General features: G+C 69.5%; 17 protein-coding genes. 9 read left to right on the top strand and 8 right to left on the bottom strand.

All coding sequences use genetic code 11. From position 1 onward, the window contains the following. The first annotated feature begins 495 nt into the window (after nucleotides 1–495). The 3 genes from QH470_RS16055 to holA all read left to right on the top strand — a co-directional run bounded on the left by QH470_RS16055 (nucleotide 496) and on the right by holA (nucleotide 4,662). Nucleotides 496–1,227, top strand: coding sequence for a ComEA family DNA-binding protein (locus tag QH470_RS16055; RefSeq protein ID WP_425302682.1), 732 nt, complete (start codon nucleotides 496–498; stop codon nucleotides 1,225–1,227). Between the two features lie 410 nt (nucleotides 1,228–1,637). After that, nucleotides 1,638–3,680 carry a ComEC/Rec2 family competence protein gene (locus tag QH470_RS16050; RefSeq protein WP_280273167.1) on the top strand — a complete coding sequence of 681 codons (2,043 nt, stop codon included), beginning with the start codon at nucleotides 1,638–1,640 and terminating at the stop codon, nucleotides 3,678–3,680. 10 nt (nucleotides 3,681–3,690) lie between these two features. After that, a complete protein-coding gene (gene holA / locus QH470_RS16045; RefSeq protein WP_280273166.1) occupies nucleotides 3,691–4,662 on the top strand; it encodes a DNA polymerase III subunit delta in 972 nt (323 codons plus the stop codon). Between the two features lie 9 nt (nucleotides 4,663–4,671). Here holA and QH470_RS16040 read toward each other — a convergent pair whose 3' ends face one another. From QH470_RS16040 to QH470_RS16020, 5 genes are all read right to left on the bottom strand, one after another. Continuing rightward, on the bottom strand, nucleotides 4,672–5,079 hold the full coding sequence (locus QH470_RS16040; RefSeq protein WP_280273165.1) for a type II toxin-antitoxin system VapC family toxin: 408 nt from the start codon (nucleotides 5,077–5,079) through the stop codon (nucleotides 4,672–4,674). Then, the gene (locus tag QH470_RS16035; protein ID WP_280273164.1) at nucleotides 5,072–5,329 is read right to left on the bottom strand and encodes a FitA-like ribbon-helix-helix domain-containing protein; all 258 of its coding nucleotides are present in this window, start codon (nucleotides 5,327–5,329) and stop codon (nucleotides 5,072–5,074) included. The genes QH470_RS16040 and QH470_RS16035 overlap by 8 nt, the downstream gene beginning before the upstream one ends. 66 nt (nucleotides 5,330–5,395) lie before the next feature. After that, a complete protein-coding gene (locus QH470_RS16030; RefSeq protein WP_280273163.1) occupies nucleotides 5,396–6,430 on the bottom strand; it encodes a phosphatidylinositol-specific phospholipase C in 1,035 nt (344 codons plus the stop codon). Between the two features lie 156 nt (nucleotides 6,431–6,586). After that, a complete protein-coding gene (gene rpsT / locus QH470_RS16025; RefSeq protein ID WP_280273162.1) occupies nucleotides 6,587–6,850 on the bottom strand; it encodes a 30S ribosomal protein S20 in 264 nt (87 codons plus the stop codon). A 181-nt stretch (nucleotides 6,851–7,031) separates the two neighbouring features. Continuing rightward, nucleotides 7,032–7,955, bottom strand: coding sequence for a helix-turn-helix transcriptional regulator (locus QH470_RS16020; protein ID WP_280273161.1), 924 nt, complete (start codon nucleotides 7,953–7,955; stop codon nucleotides 7,032–7,034). Between the two features lie 214 nt (nucleotides 7,956–8,169). On the opposite strand from QH470_RS16020, the gene QH470_RS16015 reads away from it, so the two are divergent. Beyond that, a complete protein-coding gene (locus QH470_RS16015) occupies nucleotides 8,170–9,372 on the top strand; it encodes a cytochrome P450 family protein (RefSeq protein WP_280273160.1) in 1,203 nt (400 codons plus the stop codon). A gap of 151 nt (nucleotides 9,373–9,523) precedes the next feature. Then, nucleotides 9,524–10,315 carry an aquaporin gene (locus QH470_RS16010; RefSeq protein ID WP_280273159.1) on the top strand — a complete coding sequence of 264 codons (792 nt, stop codon included), beginning with the start codon at nucleotides 9,524–9,526 and terminating at the stop codon, nucleotides 10,313–10,315. Nucleotides 10,316–10,321: 6 nt separating this feature from the next. Here QH470_RS16010 and QH470_RS16005 read toward each other — a convergent pair whose 3' ends face one another. Together QH470_RS16005 and QH470_RS16000 are read right to left on the bottom strand one after the other, a co-directional pair. After that, nucleotides 10,322–11,164 (bottom strand): class I SAM-dependent methyltransferase, encoded by an 843-nt coding sequence (locus QH470_RS16005; protein WP_280273158.1) that lies wholly within the window; start codon nucleotides 11,162–11,164, stop codon nucleotides 10,322–10,324. A gap of 28 nt (nucleotides 11,165–11,192) precedes the next feature. After that, nucleotides 11,193–11,762, bottom strand: a complete 570-nt coding sequence (locus QH470_RS16000; RefSeq protein WP_280273157.1) for a type II toxin-antitoxin system PemK/MazF family toxin — start codon at nucleotides 11,760–11,762, stop codon at nucleotides 11,193–11,195. A gap of 423 nt (nucleotides 11,763–12,185) precedes the next feature. Between QH470_RS16000 and lepA the strand changes: the two genes are divergently transcribed. The 4 genes from lepA (at nucleotide 12,186) to QH470_RS15980 (ending at nucleotide 19,555) form a co-directional block, all read left to right on the top strand. Next, nucleotides 12,186–14,030, top strand: a complete 1,845-nt coding sequence (lepA, locus tag QH470_RS15995; RefSeq protein ID WP_280273156.1) for a translation elongation factor 4 — start codon at nucleotides 12,186–12,188, stop codon at nucleotides 14,028–14,030. Between the two features lie 260 nt (nucleotides 14,031–14,290). Continuing rightward, entirely contained in the window at nucleotides 14,291–17,410 is a 3,120-nt protein-coding gene (locus QH470_RS15990; RefSeq protein ID WP_280273155.1) for a hypothetical protein, read from the top strand. Then, nucleotides 17,407–19,200: a P-loop NTPase family protein gene (locus QH470_RS15985; protein WP_280273154.1), complete on the top strand. Its 1,794-nt coding sequence runs from the start codon at nucleotides 17,407–17,409 to the stop codon at nucleotides 19,198–19,200. The genes QH470_RS15990 and QH470_RS15985 overlap by 4 nt, the downstream gene beginning before the upstream one ends. Nucleotides 19,201–19,285: 85 nt before the next feature. After that, nucleotides 19,286–19,555 (top strand): hypothetical protein, encoded by a 270-nt coding sequence (locus tag QH470_RS15980; RefSeq protein WP_280273153.1) that lies wholly within the window; start codon nucleotides 19,286–19,288, stop codon nucleotides 19,553–19,555. A 3-nt stretch (nucleotides 19,556–19,558) separates the two neighbouring features. On the opposite strand, the gene QH470_RS15975 is transcribed toward QH470_RS15980, so the two are convergent. After that, complete coding sequence (locus QH470_RS15975) at nucleotides 19,559–21,598, bottom strand: glycoside hydrolase family 15 protein (RefSeq protein WP_280273152.1); 2,040 nt, start codon at nucleotides 21,596–21,598, stop codon at nucleotides 19,559–19,561. Nucleotides 21,599–21,814 lie beyond the last annotated feature (216 nt).

Here is a 21,814-nt window from a genome sequence, read left to right as displayed (position 1 = left end):
TGGGCTATCAGATCGGTGTGACAGGTTCGACTGTGGTGCGGCTGGTTGTGCACAGGGGATCTGTTGTCCCCAGGTTTGGCGAAAGGGCTTGTCGGCGGGGAGGTCTCGGGGTGCGGGGTGCATACGGTGGCTCGCATGGCGCGAAACGAGGAGCGGCGGCGGGTGCGGGAGCGGCTCGGGGCGCTGGCCGGTGAACCGGCCGGTACCCGGTCTGTTGCGGGTGGGCGTTGGGATCTCGATGAGTTCGAACAGGAGGAGGATCGGGGGCCGGAACGGTCCGCCGCCGACGACTGGGGCGAGGTGGTCGAGGGGCCGCGCACACCGCAGTGGCTGAGCGAGCCCTCGGGAGGTCTCGCGGCGTGGCACGAACGGCTGGTGCCGGAGCGGTTCCGCGGGACCCGGCTCGATCCGGGACGGCGGGGAGTGCTGGTGCTCGCTGTGGTCGGGGTGGTGGCGGTGATCATCGCGGGCGCGGCGGCGCAGCGGGAAAGGCCAGTGGCACAACCGGTTCCGCCGTTGCCGGTGGTGCGGACCAGCGCGATGAACGCCGACGTTGCGGATTCGGACTCCGATGCGCTACCGACCGCGGGCGCGATCGGCGCCGCCACACCCTCGGGTAGCCCTGGGGCCGACCCGGGCGCCGCCACACAGGTGCCGTCGGGTAGCCGTGGCACCGGCTCGGGTGCGGCTACACAGGTGCCCGCGGGTAGTCGCGGGGTGGACTCGGGGGCTGTCACTCCGGTGCCTCGCGGGGCCGAACTGGTGGTCAGCGTGATTGGCCTGGTCGAGCGTCCCGGACTGCTGCACCTGCCGCCGGGTTCCCGTGTCGCCGACGCACTTTCGGCCGCCGCGACGCGCGACGGCGCCGACCTGGCGAGCCTGAATCTGGCCCAACGGCTGGCCGATGGCGACCAGGTGGTGGTCGGGCCGGCCGGATCGAATCCCGGCCCACCACAATTGGGCAGCGTCGTCATCCCCGGTAGCAGGCAGGCCCCTGGTCCCGGCAGCATCGGCGCCACACCACCTTCCCCGACCGCGAAAGTCGACCTCAACTCCGCCACCGAGCCCGAACTGGACGCGCTCCCCGGCGTCGGCCCCACCACGGCCCGCGCCATCCTCGCCTGGCGCACCGAACACGGCCGCTTCACGTCCGTCGACCAACTCTCCGAGGTCACCGGAATCGGCCCCTCCCGCCTCGCCCGCATCCGCGATTTGGTCACGGTATGAACATCTCCGCCTCCAGGCCTACCCTCAGCGCGCTTCGGTCACTGGCGACCACCGTGCGTCGAGTCCTTTCGGGCCGCTTCCCTTCGGGTCCATCCTCTTCGAGTCCGTCCCGGTCGCATCTGTCCCGTTCGAGTCCGTCCCGTTCGAGTCGATTCGCTTCGAGTCCGTCCCGTTCGAGTCGATTCGCTTCGAGTCCATCCCTTTCGAGTCGATTCCCTCTGAGCCCAGTGCCTGTGGGTTCAGCAACTGACTCCCGGGGCAGTGTCGGCCCGAGGACGTCCGCACTGCCGTCACGGCGGGAGGTCGGTGGGCGGGGCATGAAGGTTCGGTTGTCTCGTGTTCGTACGCCTTCGGCTTCCGTGGCTGTCGACGGCTCCGCCGGGTCCGGGTCGGGACGGAATCGGCGAGGGGTGGGCGATCCGGTTGTCGAGCCGCAGCCGCTGGATGTGCGGCTGGTGCCTGCGGTGGTGATGTGCTGGGGCGCAACGATTGTGGCCGTCACCTGCGGGTGGCGGGCGGGGCTGACGCTGGCAGCGGCGCTCGTTGTGGCCGGGGTGGCGCTGGCTGTGGGGGTGCGGCGGTCGCGGCGGGCCGGGAACCGAGGTGCGAGCGGCCGGAGCGTGGCCCGGCGACACCGTCGCGGCGTGGTGGTCGTGTCGGCATTGGCGGCGGTGCTGGCGGGTGGGGGATTCGCGGTGGCTGCCGCCTGGCAGGAGTATCGAGTGGCGACGCATCCGTTGCGAGCTGCGGCGGCGGGCACCTATGTGACGATCGTCGCCACACCGGTGGATGACCCGAAACCGTTGACCCGCAAAGCCTTCGGCGGTCGCCAATGGCTGGTACGGGCCAATCTGCGGGAGTATCGGCACGGTGAGGTGCCTGTGCGGGCGGGCGGAGCCGTGGTGATCATCGCGCCCGACAACGGCTGGCCGAGGGTACTGCCCGGGGAGACAGTGGAATTCCGCGCGCGGACCGACCGGCCGTGGCGGCGGGACCTGACGGTCACAGTGCTCCGGGCGCAAGGTCCGCCGCGAACGGTCTCGGGAGCGCGGTGGTACCAGGACATCGCGGGCGCGGTGCGGGCGAGATTCGTGGCCGCGTGCGATCGCGCCCTGCCCGATGATGCCGCCGGGCTGCTGCCGGGGCTGGTCGCCGGTGACGTGTCGCACCTGCCCGAACACGTGCGGGAGAATTTCGAGAAGACAGACCTGGCGCACCTGACGGCCGCGTCGGGCATGAACGTCTCGATCCTCTTCGCCGCCGTGCTGCTCACCGTGCGATTGCTGACTCTGGACGCCCGGCTGGGCATCGCGCTCGCGGCGGCGGCGCTGATGATGTTCGTGATCCTCGCGCGACCGTCGCCCTCGGTGCTGCGGGCGGCCGCGATGGGCGCGATCGCGCTGCTGGCCGCGACGACCGGGCGCCGGAAACAGGCGCTGCCCGCCCTGTGCGCGGCCGTGCTCGGTCTACTCGCGTACTCGCCCGCACTGGCCGTGAACGCCGGATTCGCACTGTCGGTGTTCGCGACGGCCGGGCTGATATTGCTGGCGCCGAACTGGGCGCTGTGGTTGCAGCGGCACGGCTGGCCTCGCCCGGTAGCCGAGGCATTCGCCGTCGCCACCGCGGCCTTCCTGGTGACGACCCCGATTATCGCCGCGCTAACCGGCCACGTCGGCCTGCTCGCCATCCTGGCGAACGTCCTGGTCGAGCCGGTGGTAGCGCCCATCACCATCCTGGGAACCGTCGCCGCGGCACTGTCCTGCCTGTACCAGCCCGCCGCCGTCCTGCTGCTCCACCTGACCGGCCCACCCCTGTGGTGGTTACTGGCCGTCGCCGAACACGGTGCCGCCCTGGACATTTCACTCATAGTCCCCAGCGGCCTCCGAACCGGCCTCACGGCCACCACCATCACCGGCCTCTTGATCCTCGTGCTGTACCGACTCGCCCTCCCATCAACCCGCCATCGAACTACGGCCCCGCTCCGCCCCGACCCCGCGTCCACCGAAGGATCGCCCCCGAACCAACGTGCGCCCACGGGTGAATTGCCCCTGGACCAACGTGCGCCCAGCGGTGGATCGCTCCCGGACCGGCCTGTGCCCGCCGATGGATTGCTTCCGGACCGATCCGTGCCCGTCGAACGATCGCTCCCGGACCGGCCCGCGCCGACCGACGGATCGCTCCCGGACAGGCCCGCGCCTGCCGGTAGTTCCCTCCCGGGCCGACCCGTGCCCGCCGAAGGATCGCCCCCGAACCAACGTGCGCCCACCGGTGGATCGCTCCTGGACCAACCTGTGCCCGCCGATGGATTGCTTCCGGACCGATCCGTGCCCGTCGAACGATCGCTCCCGAACCATCAACGCCGTAAGCCTCATCCGTCCACCAGCCATGAGAGTGGCCGCCAACATGGCCGAAGGTCTTCGGGGGTGGGGCGGGATGTCGGACCACACCCGTAGGATCGTCCGCGTGACCGAACGCCCCGGACCTGTCCATCTCGTGCTCGGTGAAGAAGAGTTGCTGATCGAGCGCGCGGTCGCCGCGATCGTGGCGCAGGTGCGCGCTGTCGCACCAGGTCCGGATGCACTGCCGGTGGATCGGCTGCGTGCTGGGGACGCGAGCAGTTCCGAGCTGGCCGAGTTGCTGAGCCCGTCGCTGTTCGCCGAGGATCGTGTGATCGTCCTCGAGTCGGCGGCCGAGGCGGGCAAGGACGCCGTCGCGGTGATCACCGAGGCGGCGTCGGCCCCGCCGGAGGGCGTGGTGCTGATAATCCTGCACACCGGCGGCGGCCGCGCGAAGGCGCTGGCCCCGGCCCTGCAGAAGGCCGGGGCGGTCGTGCATCCGTGTGCCAAGGTCACCAAGGCGGGTGAGCGAATCGAGTTCGTGCGCAACGAATTCCGCGCGGCCGGTCTCCGCGTCCCCGGCGAGGTGGTGCAGACGGTGCTGGAGGCCGTCGGTTCGGATCTGCGCGAACTAGCCGCGGCCTGCTCGCAACTGGCCGCCGACACCGGCGGCAAGATCGACGTCGCCGCCGTGCGTCGCTACTACTCCGGCCGCGCCGAGGTCACCGGCTTCGACGTCGCCGAACTCGCGGTCTCCGGCGACCGCCCGGCCGCCATGGAAGCGCTCCGCTGGGCCACCGACCGCGGCGTCCCGGCCGTCCTGCTCGCCGACGCCCTCGCCGATTCCGTGCACACCATCGCCCGGGTCGGCTCGGCCGGCCGCGGCGACCCGTTCAAACTGGCCTCCTCGCTGGGCATGCCGCCGTGGAAGGTCAAGAAGGCCCAAGGGCAGGCCCGCGGCTGGAACCCCGCCACCATCGGCACCGCCCTCCAGGTGGTCGCCGCCCTCAACGCCGACGTCAAGGGCGGCGCCGCCGACACCGACTTCGCCCTCGAACACGCCCTCTCCCGAATCCTCGACCTCCACGAAACCCGCTGACCCGCTGGCCTATTCGGGCGCAATGATCTCCAGAGCCGGGAAGTAGTTGCGGAAGTCCTTGCGGTTGCGAGTCAGCAGGCGATGACCGTTCAGCAGCGCGTGTGCACCGATATAGAAATCCGGCAGCGGCGAGGTCTTCGCCCCGCCCCGGTGCCGGTAATGCAGATAGGCCCGCCCGGCCAGAAATCCTGCCTCCCACGGCAGGGCCTCGCGGCGAAAGTCCGCCGGTGGCAGCGCCGCCTCGAGTGCTTCGATCTCCGCGAAGTGAATCGAGACCTCGGCGTACACGATCGGGTTTATCACCAAGCCGTCGCCGTCGATGGCCGCCTGTATCCGCTCGGTAGACCAATCTGCCCATTTCGGGTCGTCGCCCAGCATGTCGAGCAGGACGCACGTATCGGCCAGCGTCTTAGGCACCGCGCAGCAGTTTCATGAGCTCCTCGGTCGACATCCCCCTGGTCTCAGGGTTGTTCGCACTGCCGCGAGCGCGGCGGACCGCGCGCTGGCCCCTGGTCTCGCCCGCCGGAGCCAACGGGCTGGGGCGAGTGGCCTCGTGCTCGAGTAGCGTGAGCATGTACGCCTGCAGCGACAAACCGGCCTGTGCGGCATGGACTTTGACGGCCTGCAGCACCTCATCGGGTACATCGCGAATGGTCAGGGCGGTCATGTCGCCAGTCTAGCTGCAATGCCTGCATTGCTGCTATTGCAGATACCGGGTCGGCGCGATGTCCACCTACCCCGTGTTGTGGCGGATGATCTCCCCGACCAGCGCTGGACCCGGGAAATCCGTCATCAAGATCCCGGTCGGTGCGCCGGAGGTAGTGCGCAGGCGGTCGAGGGCGTGCTGGTTCTCGACGGTGGCGTAGCGGCGGGGGAGTTTGGTGGGGTCGGGGGCGCCGTTGGCGGAGAGGTAGTTGAGGTAGAGGGTGCCGGGGGCGGCGGTGGCGGCGCGGTCGAGGTGGGCGGCGATGGCGGCCCACTTCGCGTCCATGTCGGGGCCGTCCCAGAGGTCCTGCGCGTCGACGGCCAGACCGCGGCTGCCGCCGTCGGCGATATCGCTGAACTGGGTGACCACGATCCGCCCGCGCACCTCGCGCAATGCGGGGATCTCGGCACGGCCGCTGGCCGACGGCCGCCAGATCCGCGGCTGTCCGGCGAGGGTCCGGTCGATTCGGGCCAGGTCCGGCGGCACGCCACCGGCATCGGTGCAGCCGAAAGGCTTGGCGACGGTGGTGCATTCGGCCTTCACGCGCATCAGCACCGTCTCGAGCGGGTGCCGGGACAGGAAGTCGTCGACCACACCGAGCACGTCGTCGAAACTCACCTGCTGGAAGAAACCCCCGTGCTGCACGGCGAGCGAGTCGGTCTCGTCGCGGCGTACCCGCACGTCCAGCGCCCGGATACCGGCCTCCAACTGTATGCGCAGGCTCTGCCGTGAGGTGCAGCGGTCGTCCGCGCAGCCCTTGTCGAAGGTCTCCTGCGTGACGACCGCCGGACCCGCCTTACCGCCGTGCACGGCCAGGGTGTCGTGGGTGCCGGGAATCGAGATCCGGCTCAGCGGACGATCGTCGGGCAACGCGGCCATCCAGTCGGGATTGCTCGCGGTATCCAGCTTTCCGTGGGCGCCGGTCGACCCGAACCCCGGCAGCCCCGCCGACTCCACCGCCGTGGTGGCCGCCACCGGCTCCGGATGCGTTGCGGGAGCGGAAGATCCGCCACATCCGGCCAACGCCGCCCCCGCCGCGATCAGCACCGCTATTCTGCTCAACTCCCCACCGAACACCCGCTCACGGTATCCGACGGACCCGAGCCTGGCGAGTCAGCTTGCGGGACACGACAAAAGCCGCCGTGGTCGTCTGCTCTCACAGACCCTCTGCCACGGCGGCATCACGAAGTAGGTGCGCGGTAGTGCTACCGCGCGGGATCAGCCCAGCTTGTTGTAGGCCAGCGCCAGCGCCGACTTCTTGTTGGCGGCCTGGTTGGCGTGGATGACGCCCTTCGAGGCGGCCTTGTCGAGGTCGCGGCTCGCCGAGACCAGCAGCTCCTCCGCCTTGCCCTTCTCACCCGAAGCCGCGGCCTCGCGGAACTTGCGGATGGAGGTGCGCAGCGCGGACTTGACCGACTGGTTGCGCTGCCGCGCCGCCTCGTTGGTGCGGATCCGCTTCATCTGGGACTTGATGTTGGCCACGCCTGTTCCTCTGATTCCTGTCGTCAGTTGGTTTCGTGCTCTGAAGTCTCTGGGCGCGCCGCGCCAGCTGCGCAGCGCCTCGCCGACGATCGAGGTTACCAGTTGGCATGGTCCGGGGCGAAATCACCCCGGCCGGGGCCGTGCCGAGGCAATCCCGTTGTGAGGAATGCCGTGGCGAAGCTCACCCGGACCGCGTTCGCCGCTGCCGGAACTCTCGCGGCGTCTCACCGTAGCGGGCCTTGAAGGCGGCGGAGAACCAGGTCGCGGTGAACCCGCTGCGCGCGGCGATCTCGGTGATGCTGATCGAGGGCGGCCCGGGGCGTTCCATGATGTCGCGGGCGACCCGCAGCGCCTCCTCCCGGCGCAGATCGCGATAGGTGGTGCCGGCCTGCTGCAGCACCGCGCGCAGCTGTCGCGGCGACCAGCCGAGGGCGCGGGCGACCGCGGGCAGCCGCACGTCACCGAATCCCACCGTCTCGCGCACGTAGCGCCGGACCGTCGCCACCGTCTCGTCCAATTGTCCCCGCTGCGGCCGCAGATCGCCGAGCGCGAGCATGCACAGCAGTTCGCCGATCCGATCGCACAGCCCATCGAACTCCTGGTCACCGAGCCGCGCTTGTTCGGCGTGCACGCTGCGGATCAGCGACCCGGTGACACGGCCGAGGCCGGAGGTCAGGTCGAGCACGGTGCGCCGCGGCGCCGCGGCCGGGACCGCGTGGTCGATCTCGGTGCGGGGTAACTGGAGGGCCAGCGCGGTCGGCCCGGGCCGCATCCGGCAGACCTGATCCAGGCCCATCAGCAGGGCTCGGCCGGGCGGCACCGTCAACCCGTCGCCCTGCCAGCCGAGGGTGAAAGGGGCGTGGCGCGGGAGGACCAGCCAATAGAAGTCGTCGGCGGGGGTGCGCCGCACATGCGTGGGCGTGCGGTAGGCGACCCGGTCGCCCGGTTCGTCCCAGCGCAGCAGGCTGTAGGTGGACGTCTGCTGCACGCTCAGCGTGGAGGTCCAGCGTTCCGGCGCGCCGATCCGATGATCCATCGGCACGAAGGTGTTGGTGAGTTCGGTCCACTGCTGGGCGTCCTCGATGGTCAGCTGGTCGTATCTCATGGGTGGCTCGATCCTCGGCTCGGACGGCGACCGGTGCGTGCGTGAATTCTCCACCAGTCGCGACAGCGGCGCGAGTTATCGCCTGTCACGGGCGACTTACGTTTTTGTGCCGATGAATTGTTTTGGCGGGCAGGAGATCCCGCAAGAGCTACCGGCGAGCGCCCGGCACCACCGAGACTGCGGAGGAACAGCCGGAAAACCCTTGGGAGACATCATGTCCGACGCAGTCATCCAGCTTCCTACCGCTGGCGAATCCGTCCACGAGACCTACGCCCGCATTCGGGCCGCGGGCGAGGTGGTCCCGATCGAGCTGCCCGGGGGCGTGCCGGCGTTCGTCGCGGTCAGCTACCGCGCCGTCAGCGAGGTGCTCGACGACAAGCTGTTCGCCAAGAGCGCGGCCAACTGCCCGGCCCTGCGCGACGGCACCATTGCGGCCGACTGGCCGCTGCGCGCGCTGACCGATATGGATCACATGCTCAACCTCGACGGCCTCGAGCACCGTCGGCTGCGCAAGACGATCAGCCAGGCCTTCACACCGGCCCGGATCGCCGCCCTGGAACCGCGGATCGAGAAGATCACCGCGAACCTGATCGCGAACTTCCCGGCGGGCAACAAGGTCGACCTGGTCGCGAACTTCACCACCCCGCTCCCGGTCCGGGTGATCTGCGAACTGTTCGGAGTGCCCGCCGGCGTCGAGCAGACCCGGATCAAGGACTGGACCGCCACCATCGTGTCGGCCACGAGCACCGGCGAACAGGCCCAGAACGCGATGATCGGCATGATCGGCTACTTCACCGAGTTGCTCGATCGCAAGCGCCGCGCACCCGGCGACGACCTGACCACCGCCCTGCTGCAGGCCAACGAGGACAACAATCTGACCACCGAGGAAATGGTCAACATGCTGTGGCTGGTGATCGTGGCCGGGCACGAGACGACGGTGCACCTGCTGAGCACGGCCGTCGTGACCCTGTGCACCAATCCGGAGCAGCGCGCCAAGGCGCTCGAGGAGTCGCGGTGGGCCGATGTGGTGGAGGAGGCGCTGCGTTACGGGTCGCCGGTCGTCGGCGCGCTGATGCGTTATCCGCTCCGCGACGTCACGGTGGCGGACGTCGACATCCCGGCGGGCAGCATGGTGCTCTGGCACGGCGGCGTCGGCCGCGACGCGCGGCACTACCCCGACGCGGACACCTTCGACATCGACCACGATCATCGCGACCAGCTGGCCTTCGGCCGTGGACCGCATTTCTGCCTGGGTGCGCCCCTGGCCCGGCTGGAGAGCCGGATCGCCCTGTCGATGCTGTTCAACCGGTTCCCCCGGCTGGCGCTCGCCTGCGATCCCGCGGACCTGGCGTATGTGCCGCAGATCAGCACCACCGGGCCGGTCGAGCTGCCGATCGTGCTCGATTCCGCACGATGAGAGCGCCGCGCCGTTTTTGCCCGATTTCCGAATGTCCGGCGTGGCGGCGCGGTTTCCGTTGTGCCGGAGTACCGGCCGGCGTAGCGTCCGAAATCTCCGCGCATTACCTGGTCTCGAAGCATTCCGTTCGAACGGGAAGGGTGGCAGATACATGTCTCCGACTGCTCAGGAAGTTGTCGAGGAAGACGTCGAACGGCGGCCGGTGCCGCTGACGCGCAAGCTGCTGGCCGAGGCGATCGGCACATTCGTACTGGTGCTCGGGGGTGTCGGCACGGCGGTGATCGCGGGGGAGCGGGTGAGCGCGCTCGGCGTGGCGCTCGCGTTCGGATTCACGCTGCTGTTCCTGGTGTATGCGATCGGGCCGATCTCGGGATGCCACGTGAACCCGGCGGTGACGCTGGGCCAGCTGGTGCTCGGACGGATCAACGCGGTCACCGCGGGCTGCTACGTCGTGGCGCAGCTGATCGGCGGGTTCGCGGCGGGCGCGGTGGTGTACGCGCTGGCACAGAACCTGCCGAGCTACCACCGGGTGCGCGACGGCCTCGGCGCCAACGGGTGGGGCGCGCACAGTCCGTCGAAGCTGCAGGTGGACGGGCCGATGGGGACGCTGGTGCAGAACGGCTACGGCCTTGCCGCCGCCATCACCGTGGAGGTGATCCTGACGGCGCTGCTGGTGTTCGTGGTGCTGGCCTCCACCGACCAGCTGTCGGATGTGCCGCTGGCCGGGCTGTCGATCGGCATCACGCTCGCGGTGGCGCACCTCATCTCGATCCCGATCGACAACACCTCGGTGAATCCGGCCCGCAGCCTGGCCGTCGCGCCCTACCAGCCGGGTGCGCTCGCGCAGGTGTGGGTGTTCGTGGTGTTCCCGCTCATCGGTGGGCTGCTCGGCGCGCTGGTGTACGGGCTGCTGTTCGGCCGTTCCCGCAACATGGTCTCCTGATCGGTTTCACGGCTTGGCGGCGCTGAGGGCGTAGAGCAGCGGCACCCGCGGATCGGCCGCGGGTAGCCGCCACCATCCGCTCGCCTCGTCGCGGACCATGCGTTCCCAGCGCGGCCACGGCAGCAGTTCGGTCTCGCGCAGCCCGGTGATCGTCAGCCCCGCGCGGACCAGGGCGGTGACGACGTGGCCGAGGCCGTGCGCCCACTCGTAGACCCGCGTGGCGTCGGCGGGCAGGGCGGGACCGTCGGTGTAGGTGTGGGTGGCGTTGTGCTCGACGGCGCCGCGGCCCTCGAGATAGTCGTGGCGCAGCAGCAGTTCCGGGCCGTCGTCCGGGCCGGGTTTGGGGCCCAGCGAGGTCAGCAGGGGATGGAATTCCACGAGGTACAACCGGCCGCCGGGCCGCAGCAGGTCGCGGACGACCGCGGCCCAGCGGTCCAGGTCGGGCAGGTAGCACAGTGCGCCCTTGCCCGTGTAGACGATGTCGAAGCGCTCGGCGCCGAGTGCCTGGACCGCGTCGTACACATCGGATCGGACGTAGTCGATGTCGACGCCGTGCTCGTCGGCGAGGCGGTGCGCGTACTCGATCGATCGGCCGGAGATGTCAAGACCGGCCGCGCGGGCGCCGCGCCGGGCGAACGCGACGGTCTCGGTGCCCAGATGGCATTGCAGGTGCACCAGATCGCGGTCGGCGAGCGGGCCGAGATCGTCCCATTCGAACGGAGCGAACCAGGAGTCCGAGTCCCGGCCGGCGTAGAACCGGGACGCCACGTGGATGGGAGTGCGTGCGTCCCAATTCCGTTCGATGACCCGCCGCAGTGCCGCGGTGCTGTCCTCCGGTGTGCTGTCCACCGCGCCCCCTTGTCGTCGTCGGTCCGGTTCAGAACCAGTGGTACTCGGCGCACAGCCGGTGGGCGACCCGATCGAAGGTCTTCCGCGGCAACACGGCGCCCTCGCGGCGAATGCCCGCCTCGGGCACGTCCAGCACCCGGTCCAGCCGCACCCAACTCGGCCGCCCGGCGTAATCCCAAGGCCCCGAACCAATCTCGATCCAATGACGATCGTGACCGCGTTCCGGATTGGACGAAAGCATAAGCCCCAGCAATGTTTTCCGCTCCCGCCCCACCACCAGCACCGGCCGATCCTTGCCGTTGTGCGGATCCTCCTCGAAAGGCACCCAGGTCCAGACGATCTCACCGGGATCCGCCCGCCCGTCCAACTGCGGGCAGTACACGACCTGCCGAGCCCGCTCCCGCGTCGGCACCGGCGGCGACGCCGTCGGCCGCACCGCCACCACCGGCGCCTTCCGCCGCCCCAGCGCCCGTTCCCACACCGGCGACCGCTGCACCCGCCCGACCAGCTTCGGCGCCTGCTTCTTGACGATCTTGGGCCCCTGCTCCCTGGCAATGGTCCCCAACTGCTTGCCGAGAGAACTCCACGCACTGGCCATGAGTCGGACTATATCGGCGCAAGCACGCAAACTCACCCCACCCCAACCCCTTTGCGCGAGGGGCGAAATTGCCAACCCGAACCTCCGCGGACCAGTTCCGCGCCTAGATGCCCCAGACCACAAACCAGCGTTGCTGTGCCCGAGATCTCCTGGCAACCCCGTCGACCGGCCCCCGGGAGGAGGGCCGTTTCAACTCCGCCGACGCTTGCCCATAAGCTGAAACACAAGCGAACGGCCCCCGCCTCCCCAACGGTTTGCGGCGCGGCTCGGTTTTCGGTGGCCGCCGCGCAAGCGACGAAGGAGCAAGCGGCGGCCGCCGAAAACCGAGCCATAGGGCGCCGAAAACCCGCCGTGGCGGAGCCGCGGCAATCGAACACCGCAAACCCGCGACGCCGGAGGCGGCGCAATCAGAGAGAGGGTGGAGTGCCTAGCTTCGCCGATACGACGTTCACCGATCCCGCGCGGATCCGGAACTTCTGCATCATCGCCCACATCGACCATGGGAAGTCCACCCTGGCCGACCGCATGCTGCAGCTGACCGGCGTGGTCGAGGAGCGGCAGATGCGCGCGCAGTACCTGGACCGGATGGATATCGAGCGGGAGCGCGGTATCACCATCAAGGCCCAGAACGTCCGGCTGCCGTGGTCGGTCGACGGCGACGACTACGTGATGCACCTGATCGACACTCCGGGCCACGTCGACTTCACCTACGAGGTGTCGCGGGCGCTCGAGGCGTGCGAGGGCGCGGTGCTGCTGGTCGACGCGGCGCAGGGGATCGAGGCGCAGACGCTGGCCAATCTGTATCTGGCACTGGACAAGGATCTGGAGGTCATCCCGGTCCTCAACAAGATCGATCTGCCGGCCGCCGATCCGGATCGCTACGCCGCGGAGCTCGCCCACATCGTGGGCTGTGAGCCGGAGGATGTGCTGCGGGTGTCCGGCAAGACCGGCGTGGGTGTGCCGGAGCTGCTGAACACCGTGATCGAGAAGGTCCCGGCGCCGGTGGGTGAGTCCGACGCCCCGGCCCGCGCAATGATCTTCGATTCGGTCTACGACACCTATCGGGGCGTGGTCACCTACGTCCGCGTGGTGGACGGCAAGCTCACGCCGCGCGAGAAGATCAAGATGATGTCGACCGGCGCGACGCACGAACTGCTGGAAATCGGGATCGTCTCCCCGGAGCCGAAGCCGACGCAGGGACTCGGTGTCGGTGAGGTCGGTTATCTCATCACCGGTGTGAAGGATGTGCGTCAGTCGAAGGTCGGCGACACGGTGACCTTCGCGCGCGGCGGTGCCGCCGAACCACTCACCGGTTACCGCGAGCCGTCGCCGATGGTGTTCTCGGGCCTGTATCCGGTGGACGGCTCGGACTATCCGGATCTGCGTGACGCGCTGGACAAGTTGCAGCTCAACGATGCCGCGCTGACCTATCAGCCGGAGACCTCGGTGGCGCTGGGCTTCGGTTTCCGCTGTGGGTTCCTGGGCCTGCTGCATATGGAGATCACCCGCGAGCGGTTGCAGCGCGAATTCGATCTGGATCTGATCTCCACCGCGCCCAACGTGATCTACCGGGTGGTCATGGAGGACGGCACGGAGCATGTCGTCACCAATCCCTCGTATTGGCCGGAGGGCAAGTCGCGGGCGGTGTACGAGCCGATCGTGAAGGTCACCATCATCTCGCCGAGCGAATTCATCGGTTCCATCATGGAGCTGTGCCAGTCGCGCCGCGGCGAGCTGGGCGGCATGGACTATCTGTCGGAAACCCGCGTCGAGATGCGGTACACGCTGCCGATGGCGGAGATCATCTTCGATTTCTTCGATTCGCTGAAGTCGCGCACGCGCGGTTACGCCAGCCTCGACTACGAGGAGGCCGGCGAGCAGGAGGCCGACCTGGTGAAGGTGGACATCCTGCTGCAGGGTGAGGCGGTCGACGCGTTCTCGGCGATCGTGCACCGCGACGCGGCGCAGGCCTACGGTCGGCGGATGACCGAGAAGCTCAAGGAGCTGATCCCGCGTCAGCAGTTCGAGGTGCCGATTCAGGCGGCGGTCGGGTCGAAGGTCATCGCCCGCGAGAACATTCGCGCGATTCGCAAGGACGTGCTCGCCAAATGCTATGGCGGCGATATCAGCCGCAAGCGCAAGCTGCTGGAGAAGCAGAAGGAGGGCAAGAAGCGTATGAAGACCATCGGTCGGGTCGATGTGCCGCAGGAGGCCTTCGTGGCGGCGCTTTCCACGGAGTCGTCGACGGATAAGTCGAAGGGAAAGTAGCGGCGCGTTCGCGCTGGTCTGAGCGTGTGACCGGTTGGTATTGCCCGTTGATCTCGGGGCTTTCATACTGAAACCAGCACTGCCAGGATGTGGAGCGCACCGGCGTATGGTCGGTTCCCGTTCGGCGGTTCGAAGACGGCCGTGCCGACCGGGCCCAAAGGATGTGACAGGCCGGTTGTCCGGAAATAAGGTGTAAAGCGATCTGAATTGGCAACACCACCGTTCGGTTCGGACACCGAACACCTGAGAGCGGAGCTTGTATGACGCGTGACCTGCCCATCGAGGACGACGATCCGGGCGCGGGCGATCATGCGGGAGACGCCGCATATCGTGTCGCCACCGGCGTCGCGCGGGTGGCGCGGGCGGGCGCGTATGTCACCGGCGGCGCGCTGATCGCCTCCAACGGCTCCCCGGCGCCCACCAACGAGTCGCACACCAGCCGCATCACGGGCCTGGTTCCCGACGATCCGCAGCCCGACGCGCCCAGCCCGGTGGTGACCTATCCCGATCCGGATCCGGATTCCGTGCCGCCCCCGGTGCTCGGCCAGCCCGCGCCGGCCGAGCCCGCCGCCCCGCACCAGTGGACTCCGCCGCAGGACGGCGGCTTCGGGATGTCCACACCGGACGGCTCGTTCAACGGGGGCGGGTACTGGTACTCGGTCCCGACGGGTGACGGATATTCGCCGTCGGTGTCGTCGGGCGGTTCCGGGGGGCAGGCGCCCGGCGGGTCGCATGGTTCGGGTCAGTCCACGATGCCCGACTACGGCGATTCCGGTTCGCTGCCGTTCGGCTCGCTCAGCGATCCCGGTTTCGGGCTGCCGGGCCTGCCGGGCTTCAGTGACGAGGGCTTCGACCTGCCCGGTTATCTGACGCATCCGACCAGCTCCACGGTCGGCGACGTCGCCTCGACCGGTCGCGTGCTGCCCGACGACGAGGACGGGCACTGGTTCGGGCCGTTCGACGCGCACCCGCATCCGACGGGCGCGTTCGGGCACGGCCTCGGCCTGCCCGGCACCTACGGTCTCAATCTCCCGGGCATGAACGGGCTGGGAGCCAACGGCTTCGGCCTGCCCGACGGCACCACCGACACCGGCCACGCGTTCGACGGGATCGGCGACGGCCACATGATCGGCGTGTTCTTCGACACCCAGGCGACCCTCGACGCCCACATCGGTCTCGACGGCATCTGGGTGACCGGCGGCGCCCAGGTCGACATAGTCGTCGGGGATGTCGGCCACCAACTCGACCACTACAGTGACTGGCTCGGCGGCGTTGCCAACCCGTCGACCCCCGGCGACGGCCCTCTGCTGCCCGGCCTCGGCTCCCACGCCCCGGGCACACCACTCGATCCCACTGCCGCCGGCCCGCAAACCACGGATACGCACATCGGTCCGGCAACTGCTGCCCACCCGGAGGCCGGACCGGGTTCCATGATCCCCGGCTCGCACGGCGCGCAGTTCGGCGGTCCGGTAGGCGCGCAAGCGGCTGGTTCGGCAGGCGCACAGGCCACGGGGATCGACGGACACGCCGGTCCGGCAGCGTTCGGTGCGCAGCTGGGTACCTCGTCGGGTTCCGCGATCCCCGGTTCGCACGGTGTCGGCGCGCAGGGTACGGGTACCGACGTGTATGGCGGTTCGGCAGCGTTCGGTGCGCAGCCGGGTACCTCGTCGGGTTCCGCGATCCCCGGTTCGCACGGTGTCGGCGCGCAGGGTATGGGTACCGACGTGTATGGCGGTCCGGCAGCGTTCGGTGCGCAGCCGGGTACCCCGTCGGGTTCCGCGATCCCCGGTTCGCACGGTGTCGGCGCGCAGGGTACGGGTACCGACGTGCACGGTGGTCCGGTGGCGGCTGGTGTGCAGCCGGGGGCCGGATCGGGTTCCGTGATCCTGGGTTCGCATGGATTGCCGTCCGGTCCCGAAGGTGCGCAAGTCGCCGGTTCCGGTGTGCATGCCGCCGGTCGGGAGGGTGCGCAGTCTGCTGGTTCGGGTACACATGTCGCTGGCGCTGGGAGTGCGCAGCCTGTCGTGGGCGCGCAGTCCGCTGGTCCGGGTGTGCAGCCCGGTGGCGCGATGGGCGCCGCGCCCGCGGTGGGTAGTGCTCCCGCGGTAGGTGCGCCTGCGGTGAGCGGTGTCCCCGCGGTAGGTGGTGCGCCTGCGGTGGGTGCCGCGCCCGCGGTCGGTGGTGCCCCCGCTATGGGTGGTGCACCTGTCCCGGTTGCGGGTGGCCCTGCTGGAGTTCCCGCGCCTTTCGCCGCCGCTCCCGCGCAGTTGTCGGCTCCCGCGCCCATGCCCGCTGTGGCTCCCGCGCCTATGCCGAATGTCGCTGTGGCACAACCCATTACCACCGCGCCCGCGCCTATCGCGGCTCCGCCGGCTCCGGTGCCTCCGCCCGCGCCGGTCATCGCTCAGCCCGTTGTCGTGACACCGCTGCAGAACACCGTTCAGCCGGAGATGGCCGCGCACCCGGTCGGCAATGTCCTGTTCGCGCATCCGGGTTCGGTGCCCTTGACCGTGCCCGTCGTTGCCGGGCCGGCACTGTCCGAACGCGGTCCGGACCACGCCGGGTATCCGGGTTCGACTCGCCCGCACGAGGATTCGCCGGTGTCGTCGACGCCCACTCAGGCGTTGACGGGCAGCTCCGCGCCGTCGACCATGCCGCACGTCGGTCCGACCACTCCCGGCGGCACGTCGTCGCACAGCCCCGACCCCAGCACGCCGGGCCTGCCGATCTTCGGGCCGGGCCGGTCGACCACGGTCGTGCCGACCACGGAGCCGGGCACCACCAAACCCGATCCGTCGACGCCGGACAACACCAGGCCGGGAACGTCCACGAACCCGAGCGGGACCAGGGACACGGACCCCACCAGCGTCACTCCCACGGTCACCTTGCCGCGCGACACGGACTCCGATCAGCCCGCGAGCGGCGCGCACCGGCCCACCCCGTCCGACGGCGACGAGCCGACCGCGACGCTCCCGACGCACGACGGCTCGGGTCACGAACCCACCCGCGACATGCCCTCGCACGAACCGACCGGGTCCGCCCCCACTACCATGCCCAGTCATGCTCCGACGGTTCCCAGCATCAGCAAGCCGGTGCAGCCGGATCCCGGCGACAGCGGTGGCGTCGCGACCCACACGCAGCCGATGACCCAGCCGCACACGGTGAAACCGCCGACGACCATCGACCCGGCGCCCAACGGCGTGCACCCGGTGAAACCGATGTCGTACCAGTCGGATTCGGCCGACGCCGCGGCGTGGCCGGTGAGCCTGTCCGGCGGCGACCACCACGCGCTGTCCGGCACCCTGCTGCCCGGCCCGACCGGCGCGGAATTCGATCACCCGGTGCTGCACCCCGTCACCGACCACCACATCATGCTGTGACCGGAACGGCCGCAGTGGAATCCGCCGCCGCCAAGCATCCGGACGCGATGGCGCCGCTGCTCGGACTGCTCGACGACCTGCTCGAGCAGACCCGTACCGCGGGCCGGGCCGACCTGTCCGCCCGGCTGGGCATGGCCCGCGCGCGGGTGGCCGATCCCCGGGTGCGCCTGGTCGTGGTCGGCGAGCCGAAGAACGGCATGAGCACGCTGGTCAACGGCCTGGTCGGGACGGCGGTCAGCCCGACCGACAGCCCGATCAGCGTGCCCGCGATCGCCGAGTACGGCCCGCGGCCGACGGCGACCCTGGTCCGCGCGATCGGCGGCGGCCGCACCGAACGCCAGTCCGTCGACCCCCTCGACCCGGGCCCGGCACTCGCCGCCGCGGACGTCATCCGCGCGGAATTCACCGAGCCCAGCCCGCTGCTGGCCGAGGGCTTCGTGGTGATGGACGCGCCCGGCGCACCCGCCGACACCCCGACCACCTGGTCTCTGATCGCGGCCGCCGACGCCGCGCTGTACGTCGCCGACGCCGGGGCGGAGTACACGCCCGACCAGATCGCGTTGCTGCAGCGCATCCAGCAGGTCTGCCCGACGGTGATCTGCGTGCTCAACAAGATCGATCGGTACCCGTACTGGGCGCGGGTGCAGCAGCGCAACCGGGAACTGCTGGACGCGGCCGGGCTCGGATTCGCCGTCGCGCCCATCTCCGCCGAACTGCACCTGCGGGCCGGCGGCGATCAGCGCCGCGACCTCGAGTCGGGGGTGCCGCAACTGCTGGATCACCTGCGCGAGTACGTGCTTGCGCGCGCCGACGCGGTGGCCCGCGAGGCCGCGGTCCGCGACATCCGCACCATCACCGACCACCTGGCGATGGCGCTGCGCACCGAGGCCGAGACGCTGCGCGACCCGCGCCGCCGCAGCGCGCTCACCGAACAACTGCGCACCGCCCGCGCCGACGCCGACGAACTGCGGCAGCGCTCGGCGAACTGGCAGGTCACCCTGGCCGACGGCTGTTCGGAGCTGATGGCCGACATCGAACACGACCTGCGGCACCGGCTGCGCACGCTGATCCGGGAGGCCGAGTCGGAGATCGGCAAGCGCGACCCGGCCCGCCGCTGGCAGGAGTTCGGCGCCGACCTGGACGCCCGCATCTGCGAGGCGGTCGAGGAGAACTTCGTCATCGCGCACTACCGCTCGATCGAACTGGCCGAGCAGGTGTCGGAGAAGTTCCCGCACACCGAATGGGATGTGCCGCTGCCGGACATGCGGCTGGAGAATCCGGGCGAGGTACTCGAGCCGGTGGCGTCACTGGAACCGCTGGGCAGCGCGAAAGTCAGTGTCACCCAATCGGTTCTGAACGCCATGCGGGGGTCATACGGCGGCCTGCTGATGGTCGGCGTGCTCACCCAGTTGCTGAATCTTCCTCTGGTGAACTGGTATTCGGGTGCGGCCGCGGCGGCGCTCGGTATCAACGCGGTGTGGGAGGACCGCAAGATGCGCCGGGACCGTCGCCAGTCCGAGGCGAAGGTGGCCGTGGCGCGGCTGATGGACGACGTCATCTTCCAGGTCAGCAAGGAATCCCGGTTCCGGCTGCGCAACGTGCAGCGCACCCTGCGCGACCACTTCACCGAGATCGCCAATCAGACCCTGCGCACGGTCGACGAATCGCTGCGCGCCGCCGAGGAAGCCGCCGCCGTGCACTCCCCGGAGAGCCGCGACCGCCGCCTCACCGAGATCGAGAAGACCCTGGTCCGCCTCCGCGACATCCGCGAACGCGCCGACGCCGCCTAGTCCGCGGCGACCCGATCCGGGTGCTGCCGACAGGCTGGTGGGGTAAGTTACCTGGCCGAACGTGTTGTCGCGGGATGGAGTCGTTGTGCGCACCAAACTCGTCGCCGGTCTGCCGGTCGCCCTGTTATTGGGTTCCGCGGTGGCCGTGGTGGTCGCCCCGGAAGCCGCCGCCGTACCGACCTACAGTTGCACGGCCCAGGGTTACGACGGTCAGCAGTTGGAGCCCGTCGTCGTGGAGGCCCGCAACGGCACCTCCCAGGCGCGTTTGCGGGCGCGCCCGGAATGGCGTGGGCAAGCCGAGTTCGACACGATCAAGTGCACGCCGACGGGCGGGCAGTCGCCGGCCGACCGCTAGGGCTCAAGCGGTCCGGTGCGCCGGATGGAATTCGCCCGCGCCGACCGTCTCCTCCGCCCGGATCACGTGCATGACGGCGTTGATCAGCGCCAGATGCGTGAAGGCCTGCGGGTAGTTCCCCAGATGCCGCCCCGATCTCGGATCGATCTCCTCGGCGTAGAGCTTGAGCGGGCTCGAATAGCCCAGCAGCCGCTCCAGCAGATGCCGCGCGCGCTGCACCTCGCCGATCTCCACCAGCGCCGACACCAGCCAGAACGAACAGATGGTGAAGGTGCCCTCCTTACCGCTCAGACCGTCGTCGGTGGATTCGGTGCGATACCGCAGCACCAGGCCCTGCTCGGTGAGATCGTCGGCGATAGCCAGCACGGTCTTGCGCACCCGGGCGTCGTCGGGCGGGAGGAATCGCAGCAGGGGGACCAGCAGCAGCGAGGCGTCCAGGGTGTCGCCGCCGTAGGTCTGGGTGAAGACGCCGTCGGCGTTGACGCCGTTGTCGAGGATGTCGGCGTGGATCTCCGCGGCGATATCGTGCCACTTCTCGGCGTAGTCGTATTCGCCGTGCATCTCGGCCAGTTTCGCGCCGCGGTCCAGCGCCACCCAGCACATCACCTTCGACGAGGTGAAGTGCCGGGGTTCGCCGCGTACCTCCCACAGGCTGCGGTCGGGCTCGCGCCAGTGCTCGATCGCGGCCCGCACCTGCCGCTCCAGGATCGGCCACAGCGATTCCGGCACCTGCTGGCGCGACTTCACGTGCAGGTACACCGAATCCAGGATGGTGCCCCAGATGTCGTGCTGATCCTGCTGGTAGGCGTCGTTGCCGATGCGGACCGGCTGCGCGCCGTCGTAACCGTGCAGATGCCCGAGTTCGTATTCGGTGATCTCACGTTCGCCGCCGATGCCGTAGAGCACCTGTAGCGGCAGGGTGTCCCCGTTGTCGCTGTTGGCGACGTCGTAGAGGAAGGCGAAGAAGTCGTCGGCCTCGCGGTTGAGGCCCAGCGTGTAGAGGCCCCACAGGGCGAAGGTGGAGTCGCGCACCCAGCTGTAGCGGTAGTCCCAGTTGCGTTCGCCCCCAGGGGTTTCCGGCAGCGACGTGGTGGCGGCCGCGAGCAGGGCCCCGGTCGGCGCGTAGGTGAGGCCCTTCAAGGTGAGCGCGCTGCGCTGGAGGTAGCCGCGCCACTCGTGGTCCGGGAACTTCCCGAGCGTGATCCATTGGCGCCAGTACTCGGTCGTTGCCCACATCTTCTGCGCGGCCTCGGCGAAGGTGCGCGGCGGCGGCAGCGGCGACCAGGACAGCGCCACGAACACCTCGTCGCCCTCCTGCATGCGCGTGCGGGCCTGCGCCGACCGCCCCTCCAGCCCCAGCCGCATATCGGTGGTGAGGGTGAGTTCGGGCGCGCCCGGCACGTCCGCGCAGGTGGCGGTCGCCTGCTCGTACACCTGCCCCGTGTAGGCCCAGGAGGCCACGCCGCGGTGGTAGTCGAAGGACGGTTCGCAGGTCAGCTCCAACTCGACCACACCGTTCACACATTTCACCGTGCGCAGCAAAATATGCTCGGCATCCCAGTCCCGCGGCGTACGGCGATAGGTCCGACTGCGCTTGTCGTTGTTGTGCCACGGCCCGAGCACCAGCGCATCGCGGACGATCAACCACCCCGTCTCGGTCTGCCAGGTCGTCTCCACGATCATCCCGCCCGGCAGATAGCGCCGAGCCGCCGGCACATTCACCCCATACGGCCCCACCCGAAAATGCCCCGCACTCCGATCCAGCATCGCCCCGAACACACTGGGCGAATCCGGCCGCGGCAAACACATCCACTCCACAGCCCCATTACGCGCAACCAGACAACTGGTCTCACAATCCGACAAGAACGCGTAGTCATCAATAGGCGGATACGCCGACCGATGCGAGCCCCCCGACCCCCCCGGAATGAACCCCCCAGCAAGCGAAACATCCACCACATCCTCCAACGCATCCCGCGGAACAGCAGGTTCCAACGGCTGCCCCACCCCCGCCACGCCACTGATCGGCTCATCAAAGGACGACATAAACCCATCATCACGCCCCACCACCCCCACGTCCACAGCCCCCTCTCTCATCCACCTCCTCTCGCCCTCTCACCTCCTCTCGCCAACCCCCCCCCCCAACAACCCCACCCCCCCCCACAACCCCAAAACCCCCGCCAACAAAACCCACCCCCCCAAGGCCCACCCCCCCACACCACCCCACCACCCCCAGACCACCCCGCGGCGCAATGCCCCCCG

The organism is Nocardia wallacei, assembly GCF_029868745.1.
Lineage (GTDB): Bacteria > Actinomycetota > Actinomycetes > Mycobacteriales > Mycobacteriaceae > Nocardia > Nocardia wallacei_B.
The sequence above is the reverse complement of the archived record's forward strand: the minus strand, read 5'-3'. Positions and strand labels throughout refer to the sequence as shown.

Bases quoted from the DNA above. Each gene is read 5' to 3' on its own strand.
- QH470_RS15975 (WP_280273152.1), bottom strand. From the start codon at position 21,598: ATGTCGTCCTTTGATGAGCCGATCAGTGGCGTGGCGGGGGTGGGGCAG.
- QH470_RS16035 (WP_280273164.1), bottom strand. From the start codon at position 5,329: ATGACCGCCCTGACCATTCGCGATGTACCCGATGAGGTGCTGCAGGCC.
- QH470_RS16020 (WP_280273161.1), bottom strand. From the start codon at position 7,955: ATGAGATACGACCAGCTGACCATCGAGGACGCCCAGCAGTGGACCGAA.
- QH470_RS16000 (WP_280273157.1), bottom strand. From the start codon at position 11,762: ATGGCCAGTGCGTGGAGTTCTCTCGGCAAGCAGTTGGGGACCATTGCC.
- QH470_RS15990 (WP_280273155.1), top strand. From the start codon at position 14,291: ATGACGCGTGACCTGCCCATCGAGGACGACGATCCGGGCGCGGGCGAT.
- QH470_RS16010 (WP_280273159.1), top strand. From the start codon at position 9,524: ATGTCTCCGACTGCTCAGGAAGTTGTCGAGGAAGACGTCGAACGGCGG.
- QH470_RS16015 (WP_280273160.1), top strand. From the start codon at position 8,170: ATGTCCGACGCAGTCATCCAGCTTCCTACCGCTGGCGAATCCGTCCAC.